Raw genomic sequence first — 17114 nt, 5'->3', positions numbered from 1 at the left:
AGCATGAAACTCAAGGAACCTGTAGCGTCTCTGTACAGGATGGATCGCAAGTCATGATTGATTTCCTGATAATCGGAGGCGGCATCGCCGGGCTGAGCGCCGGTGCGCGCCTGTCGCAGCACGGAACCGTGATGGTTCTGGAAGCGGAAGATGCCCTGGGCTATCACGCCTCGGGCCGGTCAGCGGCGTTGTTCGAAGAAAGCTATGGACCGCCTTCGGTCGTCGCATTGAACAAAGCGGGGGCTGCCTTTCTTCATACGCAGAATGGCGGTTACCTGACCCCGCGCGGATTGATGCTGGTCGGGGCAATTGACCAGCCCGACATGTTCGAAGCCGATTGCGCCGATCTGAACATGGTGAAAATACCGATGGATCAGGCGATATCGCGCGTTCCGATTCTGGATCCGGACAAGGTCGGGTTTGCAGCCATCAGCGAAGCGGCCTTTGACATCGATACGGATCGCCTGTTGCAGGATTTCGCCCGGACCATCCGGCAAAACGATGGAACGGTTTCGACGAAAAGCAGAGTCACCGGCATTCGAAAAGAAAAGCACTGGGTGGTTGAGGCCGGTGAGATCTTTGAAGCCCGCACTCTGATCAACGCAGCAGGGGCCTGGGTGGATGAGGTTGCACAGCTTGCGGGGCTGCCCGGTATCGGCCTCACACCTCGCCGTCGGTCGATGGCGCGTCTTCCCGCCCCCGGAGGGCATGACGTTTCCATCTGGCCGATGATGCTGGGCGCCGGCGAAACATGGTACGCCAAACCGGATGCGGGCAAGTTGCTGGTTTCACCATCCGAAGCCGATCCGGTTGCGCCACAGGATGCTTATGCCGATGATATGGTGCTGGCAGAAGGTCTGGCACGGTATGAGGAGCTGATGACCGAGCCCGTCACAAGAGTTGAAACGAATTGGGCAGGATTGCGCAGTTTTGCCCCAGACGGGACCTTGGTGCTTGGGCGCGACCCGCTGGACCCTTCGTTTGTCTGGTGTGGCGGCCAGGGCGGGTATGGTTTTCAAACCTCACCGGCGGCCTCGCAACTGCTGTGCGATCTTGTTGTCGGAAACACACCCGAGCTAGAACCTGACATAATAGGCATGTTGACCCCTGACAGGCTGGAACGATGATCAAACGCAGCCTCCCCTCGTCTGCAAGCGTCGCCAATGCGTCTGAAGATGGCAAGCTGGTGGCCCCGGCAGCATCCCGGAACACGGACGCCCTGTGTGCTGTGTTGCAAGAATGGGGCCCGCCCCAGGGCCACGCATTGGAAATCGCAAGCGGGACTGGTCAGCATGTCAGGGCCTTCGCCGAAGTGCTGCCCGGGCTGACCTGGCAGCCTTCGGAAGTTGACCCTGAGCGGCGCGTGAGTATCGATGCCTATACCCGCAACCTACCCAATGTCGCGCCGGTCGCAGAACTGGATGCAGCGACATCAGGCTGGCACAGGCGGTTTTACGGCCAGGATCTGATCGTTTTGATAAACTTGATTCACTTGATCAGTTGGCAGGAAACCAAAACCATCATTTCAGAAGTCGCACAATCCCTGTCACCAAAGGGGCGGTTTATCTTGTACGGCCCGTTCAAACGCTCGGGCCAACTCACCAGTGACGGGGATGTCCGCTTTCATAAGGCTTTGATTAAGCAAGACCCGGAAATCGGCTATAAAAACGACGTGGACATTCTGAATTTGTTCGAAAACGTCGGCCTGCTCGCGTTGGCACCGGTCGAAATGCCTGCCAACAATCTAGCGTTCATTGCCGAACGCCCTGACGTCTGATCGAGATCAAAGTCAAACAGCCGCAACCCAATTCATATTCCAGTTGCCAGATATGAAGAAGGGCACTCAGCAATGGCATGGCAAGAAAAACTCTCGGCAACACGAAAGAGTTTGCGAAACCTGAACGGATCCATTCCCGATACGACACGCGCATTCGGAGCGCTTGGCAAAGCCGTCAAAGAGGGCGGGACGCTCGACTACAAGACCAAGGAATTCATTGCGTTGGGCATGTCAGTCACCCTGCGATGCGAACCCTGCATCACCCTGCACACCGAAGCTTTGATCAAGGCCGGTGCGACCCGGGAAGAAGTGTCCGACGTGTTGGCCATGGCGATCCAGATGGGCGGCGGCCCAGCCATGATGTACGCGGCCAAGGCGCTGGAATGCTTCGACGAACTGTCTGGATGACAAAAAAGAAAAGGCCCCGAAGATTTTCGGGGCCTTTCTTAGATCAACCGTCCTTGCGGATGGTTTCGTTTTTCGGATCGTAGGGGCTGTCGCAGGTGACGACCGCATCCCACAGCTTGTCCTGAATTTTGACCTGCAGCTTGGTGCCTTCGACCGCCATTTCGGGCTTCACGTAACCCATGCCAATGGATTTCTCGAACGCCACCGAGTAGCCGCCCGAGGTCAATCGACCCACGCGCTCACCTTCTGGTGTGTACAGCGCCTCGCGGCCCCACGGATCGGCATCGTCCGGTCCGTCGATCAGCAGGGTGCAGCATTTGACGCGCACGCCGGTCTCTTCCAGCTTGGCCTTACCGTAGAAGTCCTTGGACAGGTCGACAAAACGCGGCAGGTCGGCTTCCAGCGGAGTCGCGTCGCGGCCCAGTTCGGTGCCGAATGCGCGATAGGATTTCTCCTGACGCAGCCAGTTCTGGGCTCGCGCGCCAACCAGCTTCATACCATGCTTCTCACCGGCCTTTTCAAGCAGGTCGAACAGGTAGTTCTGCATCTCGATCGGGTGGTGCAGTTCCCAACCCAGCTCACCGGTATAGGCCACGCGGATCGCGTTGACCGGGCACATGCCCAGTTCGATCTGGCGCGCCGAAAGCCAAGGGAAGCGCTTGTTGGACAGTGCGGTTTCCGGATCGGCATCTTTGATGACCTCTTTCAGAACGTCACGCGACTTGGGTCCGGCGATGGCGAAAACACCCCATTGCGTGGTCACGTCCTGGATCTCGATATATCCGAACTCCTCCATCTTGTCCTCGGCCGCCTTGCGCAGATAATCGGCGTCGTACTCGGTCCAGGCACCGGCAGAGACGAGGTAATAGTTGTTCTCGCCATTGCGGACGATGGTGTATTCGGTGCGGGTGGTGCCGTGCGATGTCAGCGCGTAGGTCAGGTTGATACGACCAACCTTGGGCAGCTTGTTGCAGGTGAACCAATCCAGGAACTGAGTCGCACCGGGGCCTTTGACGACGTGCTTGGTGAAGGCCGATGCGTCGATCAGGCCGACGCCTTCGCGGATCGCCTTGGCTTCTTCGACGGCATATTGCCACCAGCCGCCACGACGGAACGAGCGTGCTTCTTTGTCGAAGTTCTCGGGCGCATCGACAGGGCCGAAGTAGTTCGGACGTTCCCAGCCGTTGACCCAGCCGAACTGGGCACCGCGCGCTTTCTGACGGTCGTAGGCCGGAACGGTCCGCAGCGGACGGCAGGCTTCACGCTCTTCGTCCGGGTGGTGCAGGATATAGACGTGCTCATAGCACTCTTCGTTCTTGCGGGCCGCGAACTCGGTGGTCATCCAGTTGCTGGAATAGCGTTTGGGGTCCAGCGAGGCCATATCGATTTCGGCTTCGCCATCGACCATCATCTGCGCCAGATAATAGCCGGTGCCGCCTGCGGCAGTGATACCAAAGCTGAAACCTTCGGCCAGCCACATGTTGCGCAGGCCCGGCGCAGGACCGACCAGCGGGTTGCCGTCAGGCGTATAGCAGATCGGGCCGTTGAAATCGTCTTTCAGGCCGGATTCAGCACAGGACGGCACACGTTCGGCCATCGCCATGTACTGATCCGCAATCCGATCCAAATCCAGCGGGAACAGATCCGCGCGGAAGCTGTCCGGTACACCGTGTTCAAACCGCGCGGGGGCGCCATGTTCATAGATACCCAGAATCCAGCCGCCGCGTTCTTCACGGGCGTAGGATTCATTGTCGGCGTCGCGCACGACGGGGTGTTCCGGGTTGCCTGCTTCGCGCCATTTGACCAGTTCAGGGTCCTTGTCCATGACGATAAACGTGTGTTCGACCGGGATCGCCGGCATCTTGATGCCCAGCATCTTGGCGGTGCGCTGTGCGTGGTTGCCCGATGCAGTGACGACATGTTCGGCAGTGATCACAACCTTTTCGTCGCTTTCGACAAGGTTGCCGCCTTTTTCCACCATTTTGGTGCAGGTGACTTCCCAATGGGTGCCGTTCCAGTGGAAGGCATCCGCCTGCATCTTGCGCACGATCTCGACGCCACGCTGACGGGCCCCCTTGGCCATCGCCTGCGTCACATCAGCCGGGTTAATATACCCGTCTTCGGTATGGTAGATTGCGCCCTTCAGATCCGATGTCTCGATCAACGGCCAACGTTCCTTGATCTGCTCGGGGGTCAGCCACTCATAGGCAACATCGCAGGTTTCGGCGGTGGAGGCGTAGAGCATGTACTCATCCATGCGCTCCTGCGTCTGTGCCATGCGCAGGTTGCCGACGACGGCAAAGCCCGCGTTCAGCCCGGTTTCTTCTTCCAGCGTCTTGTAGAAGTCGACCGAGTACTTGTGGATGTGAGTTGTCGCATAGGACATGTTGAACAATGGCAGCAGACCAGCCGCGTGCCAGGTGGACCCGGACGTCAGCTCGTCCCGTTCGATCAACATCACATCATCCCAGCCCGCTTTGGCCAGATGGTAGGCAATCGAGGTCCCAACGGCGCCGCCGCCAACAACCAGTGCTTTGACTTGGGTTTTCATAACCGGGCGTCTCCCCTTGAAATCAGTTGACACCATATGGCGCACTTGAGGGGGATCGCGCGACATTCATCCGACCAGTGATATGAAAAAAACGACCCGATGATCGAATGCGGGTCGCAGATCTGACATGAAACCCGTGATCTCAACCGCTGGAGCGACAGCGCTTGCTTGTCCCGATCGTGGTGCAGACAAGTTTCCGAACTTCCTCTGACGGTGTCTTCGCCGCAGGTTCCTCGGGCTGTGAAGGTTGGGCATCAGCTTCAAGCCGACTTTCCGAAATCCCGACACGCGCGGATACCGAGGTAACATAACCTTTGAAGCCCAGCCCGTTTTCGGATGCCTTGGCCTGCTGATAATAGTCCAGCCCAACAACGGCGATCCCGCAGATCGCTGCAAACCCTGCCAGATATTTTGCGCTCATGTCGGCCACCTGTTCCTAACCGAGTCGGTGAGACCAGAACATGTGGACGATTTGAAGGCGCAATGCCGGCCAGAACGCGAAAACCGCTAGGATTGGCCCGCCAAAACCTTGCCGGGATTCATGATGTTCTCGGGGTCCAAAGCAGCCTTGATTGCGGCCATATACTGCGTGGCGGCGCCCAGTTCCTTGATGAGGTATGGCCGCTTGCCCTGACCGATTCCGTGTTCACCTGTACAGGTGCCCTCCATTGAAATTGCCAGGTCGTTCAACCACCCGACAAACTCTTCGGCCTTGGCGACTTCTTCGGCGTTCTGCATGTCGATCAAAAGAAGCGAGTGAAAGTTCCCATCCCCCACATGCCCCACCATTGGCGCGAGCAAGCCAAGATCAGCTGCCTTCTGCTGAGTGCTTGTCACACACTCCGCCAGGCGCGAGATCGGCACGCAGACATCCGTTGAAATACCACGCGCGCCGGGGCGCAGTTGCAGACATGCCCAATACATATCATGGCGCGCCTGCCAAAGCTTGTTCCGTTCTTCGGTGGTCGAGGTCGCAGCAAAATCTGTACCGCCGAATTCCCGGGCGATCTGACCAAAGGTTTCAGCCTGTTCCGCCGCACCGCTTTCAGAGCCATGGAATTCCAGCAGCAGCAATGGCGTTTCCGGCAGGCTCAGCCCGGAATAGGCGTTTGCCGCCTGAACCGACATTTCATCCAGCAACTCTATTCGGGCGACCGGAATGCCATACTGAATGGTCATCATCACCGCGCGGCACGCGGCATCGACCGAAGGAAAGGAACACCTGGCCGAGCTGATCGCTTCGGGGATGCCCTGCAAGCGCAGAGTCAGCTCGGTGATGATACCCAACGTGCCTTCCGCCCCAATCAGAAGGCGTGCCAGATCATACCCGGCCGATGACTTCTTGGCCCTGTGACCGGTACGGATGATCTGGCCGTCCGGCATCACCGCCTCGAGGCTGAGAACGTTGTCCCGCATCGTTCCGTATCGCACCGCATTGGTGCCCGACGCGCGGGTCGCAGCCATACCGCCCAGCGAGGCATTCGCCCCCGGGTCAATCGGAAAGAACAAACCCTGATCCCGCAAATGGGTGTTCAGCGCCTCGCGCGTGACGCCGGGCTGCACGACACAATCCAGATCTTCGGCGTGGACAGCCAGCACCTTGTCCATCTGCATCAGATCGACCGAGATCCCCCCTGCTGGCGCATTCACATGCCCTTCCAGCGACGTTCCCGTGCCAAAGGGAATCACCGGCACCCGGTGCGCGGCACAGGTTTTGACAATTTCCGACACGTCCTGCGTAGTATGCGGGAAAACCACAGCATCCGGGCTCTGGTTTTCGATCCAGGTCGTGGTGTGCCCGTGCTGTTCACGGATCGCGGTACCCGTTTGCAACCTGTCGCCAAAACGTTGTTTCAGAACGCCTATGACGGTTTCAATACCTGTTTCATTCCGAGGCAAAGCGGTCGCCTGCACCATCGTCATCCTCCCCTGTCCCAGCACGTTGCGGGCCGTTCAGTCCATCACTAAATGGCCCGCCAAACGCCGGCAATCCCCACAAATACCGAGGCCCTATTCGCCCAGCGCAATACCTTCGCGACGGGGGTCGGCACCACCGCTCAGCCCGTCTCCGATTTCGATGGCGTGAAGGCCAGATGTCAGGTCACGCGGGTTTACCTCGAACCCAAACTGGGTCAGCCCGTCGGAAAAGCCTTCGGCAGCGGTCCCGGCCTCGACATCATATGTTCCGAAACGATTGACAAGATGCGGCAGCGACACGGCTTGTTGCACATCCATGCCCCAGTCGGCCCATGCGATGATCGATTTGGCCACATAGCCGATGATCCGACTGCCGCCCGGCGAGCCAATCGCCAGAACCGGCGCGTCATCCTGCATCACGATGGTCGGGCTCATGGACGAACGCGGGCGTTTTCCGGGTTCCAGCCGGTTGGCGATCGGCACACCATCGCTGTGGGTCTTGAACGAAAAATCCGTCAGTTCGTTGTTCAGAAGGAACCCGTTCGTCATCAGACGTGAGCCAAAGCCGTTTTCGATGGTCGTGGTCATCGACAGCACGTTGCCATAGCTGTCTACAATCGAGATATGCGAGGTCGAAGGCAGCTCCAGCGACACATCATCCGCCCAGTTCAGCGCGTGGTCGAACTCCGGCTGACCGGGCCCGACATCTGCCAGCGCGCCTTCGGTGTTCAGCAATTCCGCTCGTTGCGACAGGTAGGCCGGATCAACCAGCCCCTTGGTCGGCATGGGCACGAAATCGCTGTCAGCCATGTACCGGCCCCGGTCCGCAAAGGCGAGGCGCGAAGCGTCCCCGATCAACCGCCAGGCCTCGGCGCTTTCCGGCCCCATAGCCGCCAGATCATAGCCGTTCAGCATCCCCAGAATTTGCCCGACGGTCAGCGCACCCGACGACGGCGGGCCCATGCCGCAGACTTCATAGGCGCGGTATTCCGCGCAAACCGGCTCGCGCTCGATCACCTGATACAGCGCAAGATCCGCACCGGACAGAACACCAGGATTGCCCGGAGCGTTGCGAACCGTGCGCACGATATCCGCGGCAATCTCACCGCCATAGAATCCGGCCGCCCCATCGCGGGCCAGCACACGCAGTGTTTCAGCATAAGCCGGGTTCATCAGGCGCTGCCCCTGTTGCAGCGGTGCGCCCCCCGGCAGAAAATACGCGGCCGTTTCCGGAAAGCGCGACAAACGCTCGGCATCTTTTTCGACCAGGCTGGCCAGACGCGGGGACACCAGGAACCCTTCATCCGCCAACCGGATTCCATCGGCAAACAATCCGGGCCACGAGGAACGCCCCCAGCGGCGATGCGCCTCTTCCAGCAAAGCAGGTGTGCCCGGCGTCCCCACGGACAGCCCACCGACAACCGCATCGAAGAATTTCAGCGGCTCACCGTTTTCGTCCTGAAACACGGTCGGTGTAGCCGCCAGCGGCGCCGTTTCTCGCCCGTCCAGAGTTGTCATCTGACCGGTCGCTGCATCGTACCAGACCAGAAACGCACCGCCGCCCAAGCCCGAGGATTGCGGTTCGACCAGGCCCAGCACGACCTGCACCGCAACCATGGCGTCTGCGGCAGACCCACCTGCGCGCAATACTCTGGCACCGGCTTCCACCGCCAGCGGGTTGGCCGCGGCAACCATCCAGTTCTGGGACGTGACCGGAACGCCATCCAGTTTGGCCTCGAGCGCCGCGATGACCTCGTCGGTCATGGCCTGTACCTGCCCTTCCGTGGCCGTTTCGGGCGCAACGGCATCGGCCGCTTCCTGAGCGACCCCCGGAGTTGCAAAACAAAATGCAGAAAACAGTAGAACTGAAACACGTCTCATCTGATCAAATCCTCCGATACATCCCTGATTATCAAAACTGCGCGCCGAACACGCTCTGAACAAGTCCAACCTGCACGCCATCAGCAAATGGCCGGTGTCCGCAGCACGCGTTAAGCCTTTGCGTCGCCCACCAATCGATCCTGATCATAGCGGGTCATACCGCGGAACTCGGGCAACCAAGCTTCACGCCGGATGACCCAGCTTTCATATGTTGGCGCCAACTGATCTGGCGCATCAAGGCATCCAAGATGCACCTCCACTTCGGTTCCGCTGCGCGCAAAGACCGGAGAGCCGCAGCCGGGGCAAAAATACCTGTTAGCATAACCACGCGCTTCGCCGGAAACCTCTATTCTGTCGTCCGGGAAAACGGCCGCCGCATAGAAAACCGCGCCATGATGCTTGCGGCAGTCCAAACAGTGACAGATTCCGACCCGCAGAGGACGACCCGAAGCCCTGATGCGCAGATTTCCACAACGGCACCCTCCTTCATAGACGTCCATTCCTGCTCCTTTCCAGAGCGCTAGAGCATTGCTGGCACAACCTGATCCGGCGGGCGGTGGCCATCTTCGAAGGTCTTGATGTTGATGATGACCTTCTCGCCCATCTCCACCCGGCCCTCGAGCGTGGCTGATCCCATATGAGGCAACAGAACCACATTGGGCAGCTGCCGCAGGCGCGGGTTCACGTCAGTGCCCTGTTCGTAGACATCCAGCCCCGCCCCCGCAATTTCACCTGCGCGGATCATCCGGGTCAGAGCGTTTTCGTCCACAACTTCACCACGTGACGTGTTCACGATCACTGCCGATGGTTTCATCAGTTTCAGACGACGTGCGTTCATCAGATGGAAGGTCGACGGCGTTGAGGGGCAATTGACCGAGATCACATCCATCCGCGCGACCATCTGATCGAGGCTTTCCCAATAGGTTGCCTCCAGCTCCTGCTCGGTCTCGGTGCGCAACCTGCGGCGGTTGTGATAATGGACTTGCATTCCAAACGCTTTCGCACGCCGCGCCACCGCTTGCCCGATCCGGCCCATGCCCAGAATGCCCAGACGACGACCACCGATGCGGCCTCCCAGAAACGCGGTGGGCGCCCAGCCGGACCAATCTCCCTGCTGCATCACGCTCAGACCTTCGGGAATGCGTCGGGTAACGGCCAGAATCAGGGCCATGGTCATGTCGGCGGTGTCATCGGTCAGAACCCCCGGCGTGTTCGACACCAGAATCCCACGCTGGCGCGCTGTGGACACGTCAATATTGTCGACACCGGCACCGTAATTGGCGATGAGCTTCAGCCTTTCGCCCGCCTGCCCCAGCAGACCGCCATCAATCGCATCGGTCACCGTAGGCACCAGGACATCGGCGTCCTGCACTGCGGCCACCAGTTCTTCGCGCGTCATCGGAGTGTCATCGTCGCGCAAGCGCACATCAAACAACTCGCTCAAACGTGTTTCGACCGCTTCGGGCAACCGTCGCGTAACGACAACACTCAAACGTTCTCTTGGCACCTCGGCCCTCCCACTGCTTTGCAAACGGACGCGCGCCATGGCATCGTGGCGCAGGATAAGGCGGGGCACAAGAACCCCTTTGGCATTGAGTCGACCTTTTTTCGGAACCGGATCAACAGGCATAAGAGCAGGCAGTCAGTGAGTGGTATTCGACCGGTAAATCGCCGCTGTCTGGCGGCACTATCCGTATTTCTGATCATGTTCGGCGCATGGGCTGCTCATGCCGACGTGAAACGAGGATCCGTCACCAACCTCCCCCTGCCCCGTTATGTCTCGATGAAAGCAGCAGAAGGCAACGTGCGACGCGGACCTTCTTTGACACATCGAATCGACTGGGTGTTCAAACGGCGCGGAATGCCGCTTCAGGTCACTGCCGAATACGGCAACTGGCGACGGGTTCAGGACCGCGACGGCGCCGGAGGCTGGGTTCACTACGCCCTGTTGTCGGGTGTTCGGACAGTGCTGATTGAATCCGAGATGCTGCCTGTCTATACCCGACCCGATCCAACCTCCCCCGTGAACGCGCATTTCGAATCCGGGGTCGTGGCCCGACTGGGAACCTGTTCGCTGGACTGGTGCCGGATCACCGCCGGCGGGTATCGGGGTTGGACCTTGAAGTCGAACCTTTGGGGGGTCGACCCGTCCGAGATTCGCGAATAACCACAGGGCCGACCTTCCCCCGCGTTGCGGACACGCGACAAGGTGTTTGAGTTTCCTGCCGATATGCTGTGAAACTCGACCAAAACGGAGGCGATCATGCGCGCAGTTACATATTCCAACTTCGGAGACCCGGCCGATGTCCTGCGGATACAGGACCTCTCTCCGGTCCCGCCGGGTCCGGGCGAGGTCACGGTAGAGCTGTCCTTTTCCGGAGTGAACCCTTCCGACGTCAAAGCCCGCGCCGGGACCAGACCGGGCGTGACAGAGCCTCCGTTCCCCCTGATCATCCCGCACAGTGACGGCGCTGGTGTGATTTCGGCCGTTGGCGACGGAGTATCCGTATCTCGGATCGGGCAGCGCGTGTGGATCTGGAACGGGCAATGGCAACGCCCTTTCGGCACCGCCGCCAGCCACATCACCCTTCCCGATGCCCAGGCCGTGGCTCTGCCGGATGCGGTGTCGATGCAGACCGGCGCGATTCTGGGCATTCCCGGTCTTACCGCCTGCCACGCGGTGTTTTCAGGCGGCTGCCCCGATGGGCAAACGATCTTGATACACGGTGGCGCGGGCACCGTCGGCTTTCTGGCCGTTCAGCTTGCCAAATGGGCAGGCGCGCGCGTGATCGCTACCGCCAGCCCTCGCAACTTTGACCGGGTCCGAGAAGCCGGCGCAGATATCGTGATTGATTACGCCAGCAAGGATCTTTCCTCCGAAATTCTCGATGCAAATGAAGGAAAGACAATCGGCCGAATTATCGACGTCGAATTCGGCCGGAATATTCAAACAAACGCCGCGGTCATTGCCGAGAACGGTCGCATCAACGCCTATGGCTCTGCCCAAGACATGGCCCCCGTGTTTCCATTCGGACCGATGATGTTCAAAGCCATGACGCTTGAGACCATTTTGATTTACCTTCTTCCGCTGGATCTTCGTACCAATGCCGTGAAGACCCTTCACAAGGCATTGACGGATGGCGCTTTGACCTGCCCTGTTCAAAAGGTCTTTGCACTGGAAGAATGCGCATCTGCGCATGCAATGGTGCAGGATGGAAACCGGACCGGAGCCGTGTTGATCGACACCCAATGACTGCCCTGAAAAAAATCGGTTCAACCTGAGTTTTTTTGACAAAACGCTCTTGATCCCCGCCAACAACAATCGTAGATAGCCGCTCACTGTTGGGGTGTAGCCAAGTGGTAAGGCAGCGGTTTTTGGTACCGTGTATCGTAGGTTCGAATCCTACCACCCCAGCCATGATTTTCTCTAGAATCACGCACTGAGAATTTGGCCGCCTATTAGCGCGTGTTTTCAGCAGGTTATCATCCGGCTACTCCAGCTGAGACCCGAGCTTATGCGCAACAATGGTCGATTTCGGGCCGCAGTCTCAGTTCGCCATTCCGGCGGTACGAGTTTGGTGACCTTGGGAGAGTCTGTAGATCTGAGTTCAGCAAGCTGCTTGTGCTCACCTGACCAGATTGCCGGGAAGCCCGACCTGATCAGGTAATCCGCGGTCAGACCGTCAGGTTGTTCACCCGTTCACGTCGGCTTTGATATAGACTTCAAGGTGTTTGTCGCCACAGGCATCAATCACGTAGCCGCACGTTCTCTCGGCACCCCGGTGAAACGTCACGGGGCGTCCTTGACCTTTCTGTGTAAGATAAATCTCGACTGCCTCTGACAACAGCACAGAAGCAGCAGAAGTCTCGTTTAGAACAACTGGCGCTACGGCGGAGTTGGCTGCGCCAAGACGCAACATGTACTTTCCACGCAGTTGCGCATCCTTCGACTTCAGATGAAACCGATACTCATCCAGTTGATCAGCTGCTCTTCTTGCTATCGTCGCCGCTACGTTTACCGAGTGAGTACGCAAAGAAAATGCGATCCGAGAAGAAGAGTAGTAGCGGCAAAGCTCCTTGGGGATGCGGCGACTGAAGTAAAAAACACCCTCTTTCACGAAGGTGTACTTGGGTGAAATGGTCTCTGCCATGGCCTACGGCTCCAACCTGCTGTTAAAAGCCGGAGTGAAGCCAAGGGCTTACCTGAGGAAGTGGTGCCGGGGGCGGAATACATAAGTTAAAGTAAGTGTATATTTTTAAATTACAAAATATTAGCAAATACTACTCGATACCCCGAATGGTACCCCCAGTGAAGAAACTGCCTCGCCTGCATTTGCAGTGTACTTACCGCGACCATACACCATGTAGCGACCAATTTTGACCTTGAGCACAACGACGCCCTAAAAAAAACCAGTCTTTTGTATGATACGAGCTTAGCGATCAATCTGGCAGCGAGCCTGCTTCATAGATTTGAACATTGAAGGCAACAATCTGATCATTCGCTGATGCATGCATTTGCGACCACTTTGCGAACCAAGCCCTTAACACAAAACCCGTCAAAAAAGCTGTTAGAAAGTGACACCAGGTCCGTTTGTAGATTATCCTTTGGAAAGCTACTTTTTCAGGCTTAAGAAAAACGAGAAAAATGGCAAACAAGCTGGCCACAATGTGGTTCGACGGCCCTTTGAGGTTAGTTGACCGGGTTTGTATTTCTTCAATGCTCGCCACAGATATGCCTGTCACCTTATACACCTATGGGGACATTCCGAATGCACCGCCTGGCGTCGAAATCAGGGACGGCAACGAAGTACTTGATCGGGCGTTAGTCCAGCGGCTGGTGCCTGTGGCGAAAAAAGATCAAGCTACCTGGCTGCCAACTGTTCAATTCAGTGATTTTTTCAGGGTCTTTCTGCAACGGGCTGGCGGAGGTTTGTGGCTTGATAGTGATGTGTTGATGTTTCGCCCCTTTGAATATCCTTCAGATGACGTCTATTTCGTGCGAGAGGTATCCGGCGGAATCGGCGCATCTGTTTTCTACCTTCCCCCCGGAAACCCGATTATTGGAGAATATGAGCGTCTACTTGAGCAGGATAGTCTGGTGCCAGACTGGCTTGAATATAAACGCCGCATTTTGCGTCCAATGTGGTATCGCCTGACCGGAACATCCTATTCCGCTTCGGACCTTGGGATTACGATCTATGGCAACGAGGCCTTCCGGCAGCTTGCGAAAAGACACGACCTTTATGGTCATGCACAACCACCAGCGACCTTCTATCATTGGTCTGACGCGAAGAATTTTGACGTTTTTCGCGACGTTCCCTGGCAATTCTTTTACGATGATCCTTGCCACATCGGTTTGCATATCCACAAAAAGTCCAATGAAAATATCGAGCATCCGGAGCCCGGCAGCCTTTGGCACAGAGCTCTTAAAGACTTCTCGTGAAATGACCCGCGATTTTCCCATCCTCGCCACGAGAGGAACACTTCGAATTTAGATCTTTCTGGCGATGCTTGTGGTAGACTTGGTACTAAGGTTGCCCGTTTTCTGGCTCGGACTGAAGATACGCCGCTATCCGAAGCAATGCCCGTTTTTGGTTGGCCTGATTTGACGGGGGCAATTTGATTGCAAGCGCATGATTGGCCTGAGGCCCATCGGAATGATGGTTTGCTGCGCTTCTCATTCATTTCCTCTCGAAACGGTAAACACCATCCCAAGCGGCCGGTGGTTTAAACGCAAAACTGCTGCAACGTTCGATAAAGACATCTACAAGACGCTTGTTAGCTGCGATTTCTCGATGCCTCTGGAGGGCGTCTAATGCATCAGCCCATTTTCCAGACTGATACAAGGCATAGCATGCGCGCCATTCTTCGAGTTCGCGTTTCTTGGCTGCGCTCACCAGAAAACCACCCTCATCATCTTTTTCCGCGATTAGTTCAAAGATACGACTAGGAAAGCTAGTCCCGGCAGGCACGACAAAGTCAATTTCGCGCAGCAAAAACCTGTTCTTGACATGAACAGCCACGTCTTCCGATATAAGAATCCTTGTACCGTAAACTTTGTTCAACCCTTCTAGTCTGGAAGCAAAATTAACGGCAGCACCAAGCGCAGTGTATTGCAATCTTGAGAGAGACCCGACATTACCGACCACTACGCGACCGGTGTGTAGGCCAAAACGTGTGTGCAACGGACGTAAGGGTAACGCTCCATTGTCAGAATTGAGTTTCGCCTCAGCCAGTAAACACGCCAAAGCTGCTCGACAAGCATGAACAGGGTGATCAGAATCATCGAGTGGAGCGTTCCATAGAGCCATAATGGCATCTCCAATGTACTTATCCACTGTACCCTGATTACCGGATATCTCTTTTTCCATTGCTTCGAAATACTCGGACAAAGCAGACATCAGAACTTCGGGTTCAAGTCCCTCGGTCTGGCGCGTAAACCCTTTGAGGTCGGCAAACATAAGGGTTACATCGCGCGACTCTCCCCCAACACTAATTCTCTCTGCTTTTGAAAGGATAGAGCGCACCAGCTCCTTTGGTACGAACGCACCGAAACTCGACAATCCAGCTTTCATACTTGCAATGGCTGCTCCGAGTTCGGCGACTTCCTGAATATTTGATTTCAGGTTCAAGTTCTCACTTAGCTCAAAGTTACTGACTTTTCTCGCTTCCGTTGCCACGCGAACAAGATTTTTGCTCAAAAGACGGGCGACTACAAAGGTAAATGAGACAGCCAGAACCAAAGCAAGTACACCTATTTGCATGGCGCGAGTCGTGTTTCTTTTTATTTCTCCGATAAACTCATCTTCCGGCACTATTAGCCCGAGAGTAGGTTGGGCACCGAAGACTTCAGGAATTGGCATCACAGATGCGATATAGTTTCTTTCATCGGATGCTGGAGCTACGCGGAAAAAATCCTGCTGACTGGTTCGCCATCTTTCAATGACACTGTCAATAATTTTGCTACTACCTTCAATTGACCCGTTCGTATTGGAACTTACGAAGCGCGGCTCTCCACCTTCGGACCGCGTGCTGGTGTACGAAAGTAGGCGACCTTCGCGATCCAGCATGAAAACCAAACCATGATCGCCGATCCTGATATCATCTAGGATTTGCGAAAGTGCCGATATTGTTATGTCGAGCGCAACGACGCCAAGCATATTTCCGTCGTTGTCGACTACGGTTTTTGAGAACGTTGCGCCCAGACGCCCTGTGCTCTCAAACTGATAAAGCGGCGAAACGTAAACGCCGCTTTGCTCGAACGCCCCGCGATACCAAGGGCGCGTTCGAGGATCATAGACAGTGGTTCCACTAAGAAATGGGGTGGCTAACGAACTGCCATTCGACCAAAAGTAAGCTTCTAGGCGCTCACCAGATTGTTCGGAAATTATCCGTTGGACGCGATCTACTCCTTCCGGCACTGGCAGCGCGCTTGGTCCAAAAGTTTTCCAGTGTTTTGGAAGGTTTATATTCTGATAAAAGTCTCCGGATTTCTCTTCTCCAAAATACAAGCCATAGTAGTGCTCATTGCCTTGAATCTGCGAATAGAGCACGTCCAAACCTGCACGTGAGCCAGCATACTCCGAAAAATTTGAAAGAAAGACGGACGCGGAAGACACGACACTTCCCGCTCCACGTACTACGGTTAGCATCTCATCGACTGACTGACTTCTGGCCTCGACCATCCTCTCTTTAACGGTACGAATGGCCAGTTCCTTGTTGCCAAAATAAAGAATGGCAACAAGCATTGTTGTTACGGCTAACGTGAGGAACGTGAATAAAGTCGCAACGCCGATATGGAGACGTACTTTCATGCTCTCAATTAGTCAAAATGTTGCAATAGAAGTTCACCCACTCATCGCCATACAAATAAGTGTCTTGAGTGCATTGTTCCCTGAGGACAAAAAGAATTGGCACTACTATTCTTCCTTGGATTGTTCGGCGCTTTTCGTTCGCCCAAACCGAACACTAAAGGACGGCATATCGTGAACCAGCCAATAGGCGAGTGAACAAGCAACCACTAGAAGTGCCAGGCCGACCAAATCCAGTCCACTGGTTTTTTCTGTATCGAGTATAATGACCTTTCGTGCGACGGCCATGAGCGCCGTCGCAACCACTATCTTAACATGGATTACATCGTCGCGAAGATAGATTGTGATGTTTACGAATATTTCGATGGCAATTAGCACCGCCATGAAGGCGCCAAAAGTAGCTAATATTTCAGAGATTGTTAGTATGAATACAGGCTGATTGATTAGTTTTTGATATAGGGTCCAGGCCACATCCAAGACGCCAAGTAGTATAACCAGAACCATCATAACGGCCAGAATACGGACGGCAAACCGAATTATGACCTGAAGTTTCTCTATAAATGGATCCTTGTGTTCCATTTATCACCTCCCCCTCTTTGCTAAGTCAAGAATCCAAACGGGCGTTCTCTGCGCCACCATCGCTTGCTCCCCAAAGGAAATATCTTGTACCATCAGTGCTTCATTTCAGCCGAGCTTACCTCGACGATTTTTGGCTTCACTCTAACGCCAGATGTCTTTTGTCCTGAAGGACTGGCTCGCTAGCCCCGTC

15 protein-coding genes and 1 tRNA gene are annotated in these 17114 nt (G+C 56.1%); 7 read left to right on the top strand and 9 right to left on the bottom strand.

Annotation, left to right across the window (positions count from 1 at the left end; translation table 11 throughout):
• Positions 1–53 precede the first annotated feature (53 nt).
• The 3 genes from GS605_RS01340 to GS605_RS01330 all read left to right on the top strand — a co-directional run bounded on the left by GS605_RS01340 (position 54) and on the right by GS605_RS01330 (position 2185).
• Positions 54–1127 carry an FAD-binding oxidoreductase gene (locus GS605_RS01340; RefSeq protein WP_171722840.1) on the top strand — a complete coding sequence of 358 codons (1074 nt, stop codon included), beginning with the start codon at positions 54–56 and terminating at the stop codon, positions 1125–1127.
• Positions 1124–1777 (top strand): DUF938 domain-containing protein, encoded by a 654-nt coding sequence (locus GS605_RS01335; protein WP_171722839.1) that lies wholly within the window; start codon positions 1124–1126, stop codon positions 1775–1777. The genes GS605_RS01340 and GS605_RS01335 overlap by 4 nt, the downstream gene beginning before the upstream one ends.
• A gap of 72 nt (positions 1778–1849) precedes the next feature.
• Entirely contained in the window at positions 1850–2185 is a 336-nt protein-coding gene (locus GS605_RS01330; protein ID WP_152458825.1) for a carboxymuconolactone decarboxylase family protein, read from the top strand.
• Positions 2186–2228: 43 nt separating this feature from the next.
• Here the strand turns inward: GS605_RS01330 and GS605_RS01325 are convergent, their stop codons facing one another.
• The 6 genes from GS605_RS01325 to GS605_RS01300 all read right to left on the bottom strand — a co-directional run bounded on the left by GS605_RS01325 (position 2229) and on the right by GS605_RS01300 (position 10041).
• Complete coding sequence (locus GS605_RS01325) at positions 2229–4736, bottom strand: FAD-dependent oxidoreductase (RefSeq protein WP_171630755.1); 2508 nt, start codon at positions 4734–4736, stop codon at positions 2229–2231.
• Positions 4737–4878: 142 nt separating this feature from the next.
• Entirely contained in the window at positions 4879–5157 is a 279-nt protein-coding gene (locus GS605_RS01320) for a hypothetical protein (RefSeq protein WP_171630753.1), read from the bottom strand.
• 86 nt (positions 5158–5243) lie between these two features.
• A complete protein-coding gene (locus GS605_RS01315; RefSeq protein WP_171630751.1) occupies positions 5244–6653 on the bottom strand; it encodes an FAD-binding oxidoreductase in 1410 nt (469 codons plus the stop codon).
• A gap of 93 nt (positions 6654–6746) precedes the next feature.
• Entirely contained in the window at positions 6747–8534 is a 1788-nt protein-coding gene (gene ggt, locus GS605_RS01310) for a gamma-glutamyltransferase (RefSeq protein ID WP_171722838.1), read from the bottom strand.
• Positions 8535–8644: 110 nt separating this feature from the next.
• The gene (locus GS605_RS01305; RefSeq protein ID WP_171630747.1) at positions 8645–9034 is read right to left on the bottom strand and encodes a GFA family protein; all 390 of its coding nucleotides are present in this window, start codon (positions 9032–9034) and stop codon (positions 8645–8647) included.
• Between the two features lie 20 nt (positions 9035–9054).
• Positions 9055–10041 (bottom strand): D-glycerate dehydrogenase, encoded by a 987-nt coding sequence (locus GS605_RS01300; protein WP_171630745.1) that lies wholly within the window; start codon positions 10039–10041, stop codon positions 9055–9057.
• A gap of 198 nt (positions 10042–10239) precedes the next feature.
• On the opposite strand from GS605_RS01300, the gene GS605_RS01295 reads away from it, so the two are divergent.
• The 3 genes from GS605_RS01295 (at position 10240) to GS605_RS01285 (ending at position 11952) form a co-directional block, all read left to right on the top strand.
• Positions 10240–10701 (top strand): SH3 domain-containing protein, encoded by a 462-nt coding sequence (locus tag GS605_RS01295; RefSeq protein WP_171723623.1) that lies wholly within the window; start codon positions 10240–10242, stop codon positions 10699–10701.
• Between the two features lie 96 nt (positions 10702–10797).
• On the top strand, positions 10798–11787 hold the full coding sequence (locus tag GS605_RS01290) for an NADPH:quinone reductase (RefSeq protein ID WP_171722837.1): 990 nt from the start codon (positions 10798–10800) through the stop codon (positions 11785–11787).
• Positions 11788–11877: 90 nt separating this feature from the next.
• Positions 11878–11952 (top strand) — tRNA-Gln (locus GS605_RS01285).
• A 274-nt stretch (positions 11953–12226) separates the two neighbouring features.
• Here GS605_RS01285 and GS605_RS01280 read toward each other — a convergent pair.
• Positions 12227–12685, bottom strand: a complete 459-nt coding sequence (locus tag GS605_RS01280) for a DUF6538 domain-containing protein (RefSeq protein ID WP_171722836.1) — start codon at positions 12683–12685, stop codon at positions 12227–12229.
• 494 nt (positions 12686–13179) lie between these two features.
• On the opposite strand from GS605_RS01280, the gene GS605_RS01275 reads away from it, so the two are divergent.
• A complete protein-coding gene (locus GS605_RS01275; RefSeq protein ID WP_171722835.1) occupies positions 13180–13977 on the top strand; it encodes a hypothetical protein in 798 nt (265 codons plus the stop codon).
• A gap of 238 nt (positions 13978–14215) precedes the next feature.
• Here GS605_RS01275 and GS605_RS01270 read toward each other — a convergent pair whose 3' ends face one another.
• Together GS605_RS01270 and GS605_RS01265 are read right to left on the bottom strand one after the other, a co-directional pair.
• Positions 14216–16348: an adenylate/guanylate cyclase domain-containing protein gene (locus tag GS605_RS01270; protein WP_171722834.1), complete on the bottom strand. Its 2133-nt coding sequence runs from the start codon at positions 16346–16348 to the stop codon at positions 14216–14218.
• Between the two features lie 105 nt (positions 16349–16453).
• Positions 16454–16924 (bottom strand): phosphate-starvation-inducible PsiE family protein, encoded by a 471-nt coding sequence (locus tag GS605_RS01265; protein ID WP_171230802.1) that lies wholly within the window; start codon positions 16922–16924, stop codon positions 16454–16456.
• Between the last annotated feature and the right edge of the window lie 190 nt (positions 16925–17114).

The sequence above is a fragment of the Ruegeria sp. HKCCD7559 genome (assembly GCF_013110575.1).
Taxonomy (GTDB): domain Bacteria; phylum Pseudomonadota; class Alphaproteobacteria; order Rhodobacterales; family Rhodobacteraceae; genus Ruegeria.
The sequence above is the reverse complement of the archived record's forward strand: the minus strand, read 5'-3'. Positions and strand labels throughout refer to the sequence as shown.

Excerpts from the sequence above, each read along its gene's own strand:
- GS605_RS01340 (WP_171722840.1), top strand. The coding sequence starts at position 54 with ATGATTGATTTCCTGATAATCGGAGGCGGCATCGCCGGGCTGAGCGCC.
- GS605_RS01335 (WP_171722839.1), top strand. The coding sequence starts at position 1,124 with ATGATCAAACGCAGCCTCCCCTCGTCTGCAAGCGTCGCCAATGCGTCT.
- GS605_RS01330 (WP_152458825.1), top strand. The coding sequence starts at position 1,850 with ATGGCATGGCAAGAAAAACTCTCGGCAACACGAAAGAGTTTGCGAAAC.
- GS605_RS01325 (WP_171630755.1), bottom strand. The coding sequence starts at position 4,736 with ATGAAAACCCAAGTCAAAGCACTGGTTGTTGGCGGCGGCGCCGTTGGG.
- GS605_RS01320 (WP_171630753.1), bottom strand. The coding sequence starts at position 5,157 with ATGAGCGCAAAATATCTGGCAGGGTTTGCAGCGATCTGCGGGATCGCC.
- GS605_RS01315 (WP_171630751.1), bottom strand. The coding sequence starts at position 6,653 with ATGGTGCAGGCGACCGCTTTGCCTCGGAATGAAACAGGTATTGAAACC.
- ggt (WP_171722838.1), bottom strand. The coding sequence starts at position 8,534 with ATGAGACGTGTTTCAGTTCTACTGTTTTCTGCATTTTGTTTTGCAACT.
- GS605_RS01305 (WP_171630747.1), bottom strand. The coding sequence starts at position 9,034 with ATGGACGTCTATGAAGGAGGGTGCCGTTGTGGAAATCTGCGCATCAGG.
- GS605_RS01295 (WP_171723623.1), top strand. The coding sequence starts at position 10,240 with ATGTTCGGCGCATGGGCTGCTCATGCCGACGTGAAACGAGGATCCGTC.
- GS605_RS01290 (WP_171722837.1), top strand. The coding sequence starts at position 10,798 with ATGCGCGCAGTTACATATTCCAACTTCGGAGACCCGGCCGATGTCCTG.
- GS605_RS01280 (WP_171722836.1), bottom strand. The coding sequence starts at position 12,685 with ATGGCAGAGACCATTTCACCCAAGTACACCTTCGTGAAAGAGGGTGTT.
- GS605_RS01275 (WP_171722835.1), top strand. The coding sequence starts at position 13,180 with ATGGCAAACAAGCTGGCCACAATGTGGTTCGACGGCCCTTTGAGGTTA.
- GS605_RS01270 (WP_171722834.1), bottom strand. The coding sequence starts at position 16,348 with ATGAAAGTACGTCTCCATATCGGCGTTGCGACTTTATTCACGTTCCTC.
- GS605_RS01265 (WP_171230802.1), bottom strand. The coding sequence starts at position 16,924 with ATGGAACACAAGGATCCATTTATAGAGAAACTTCAGGTCATAATTCGG.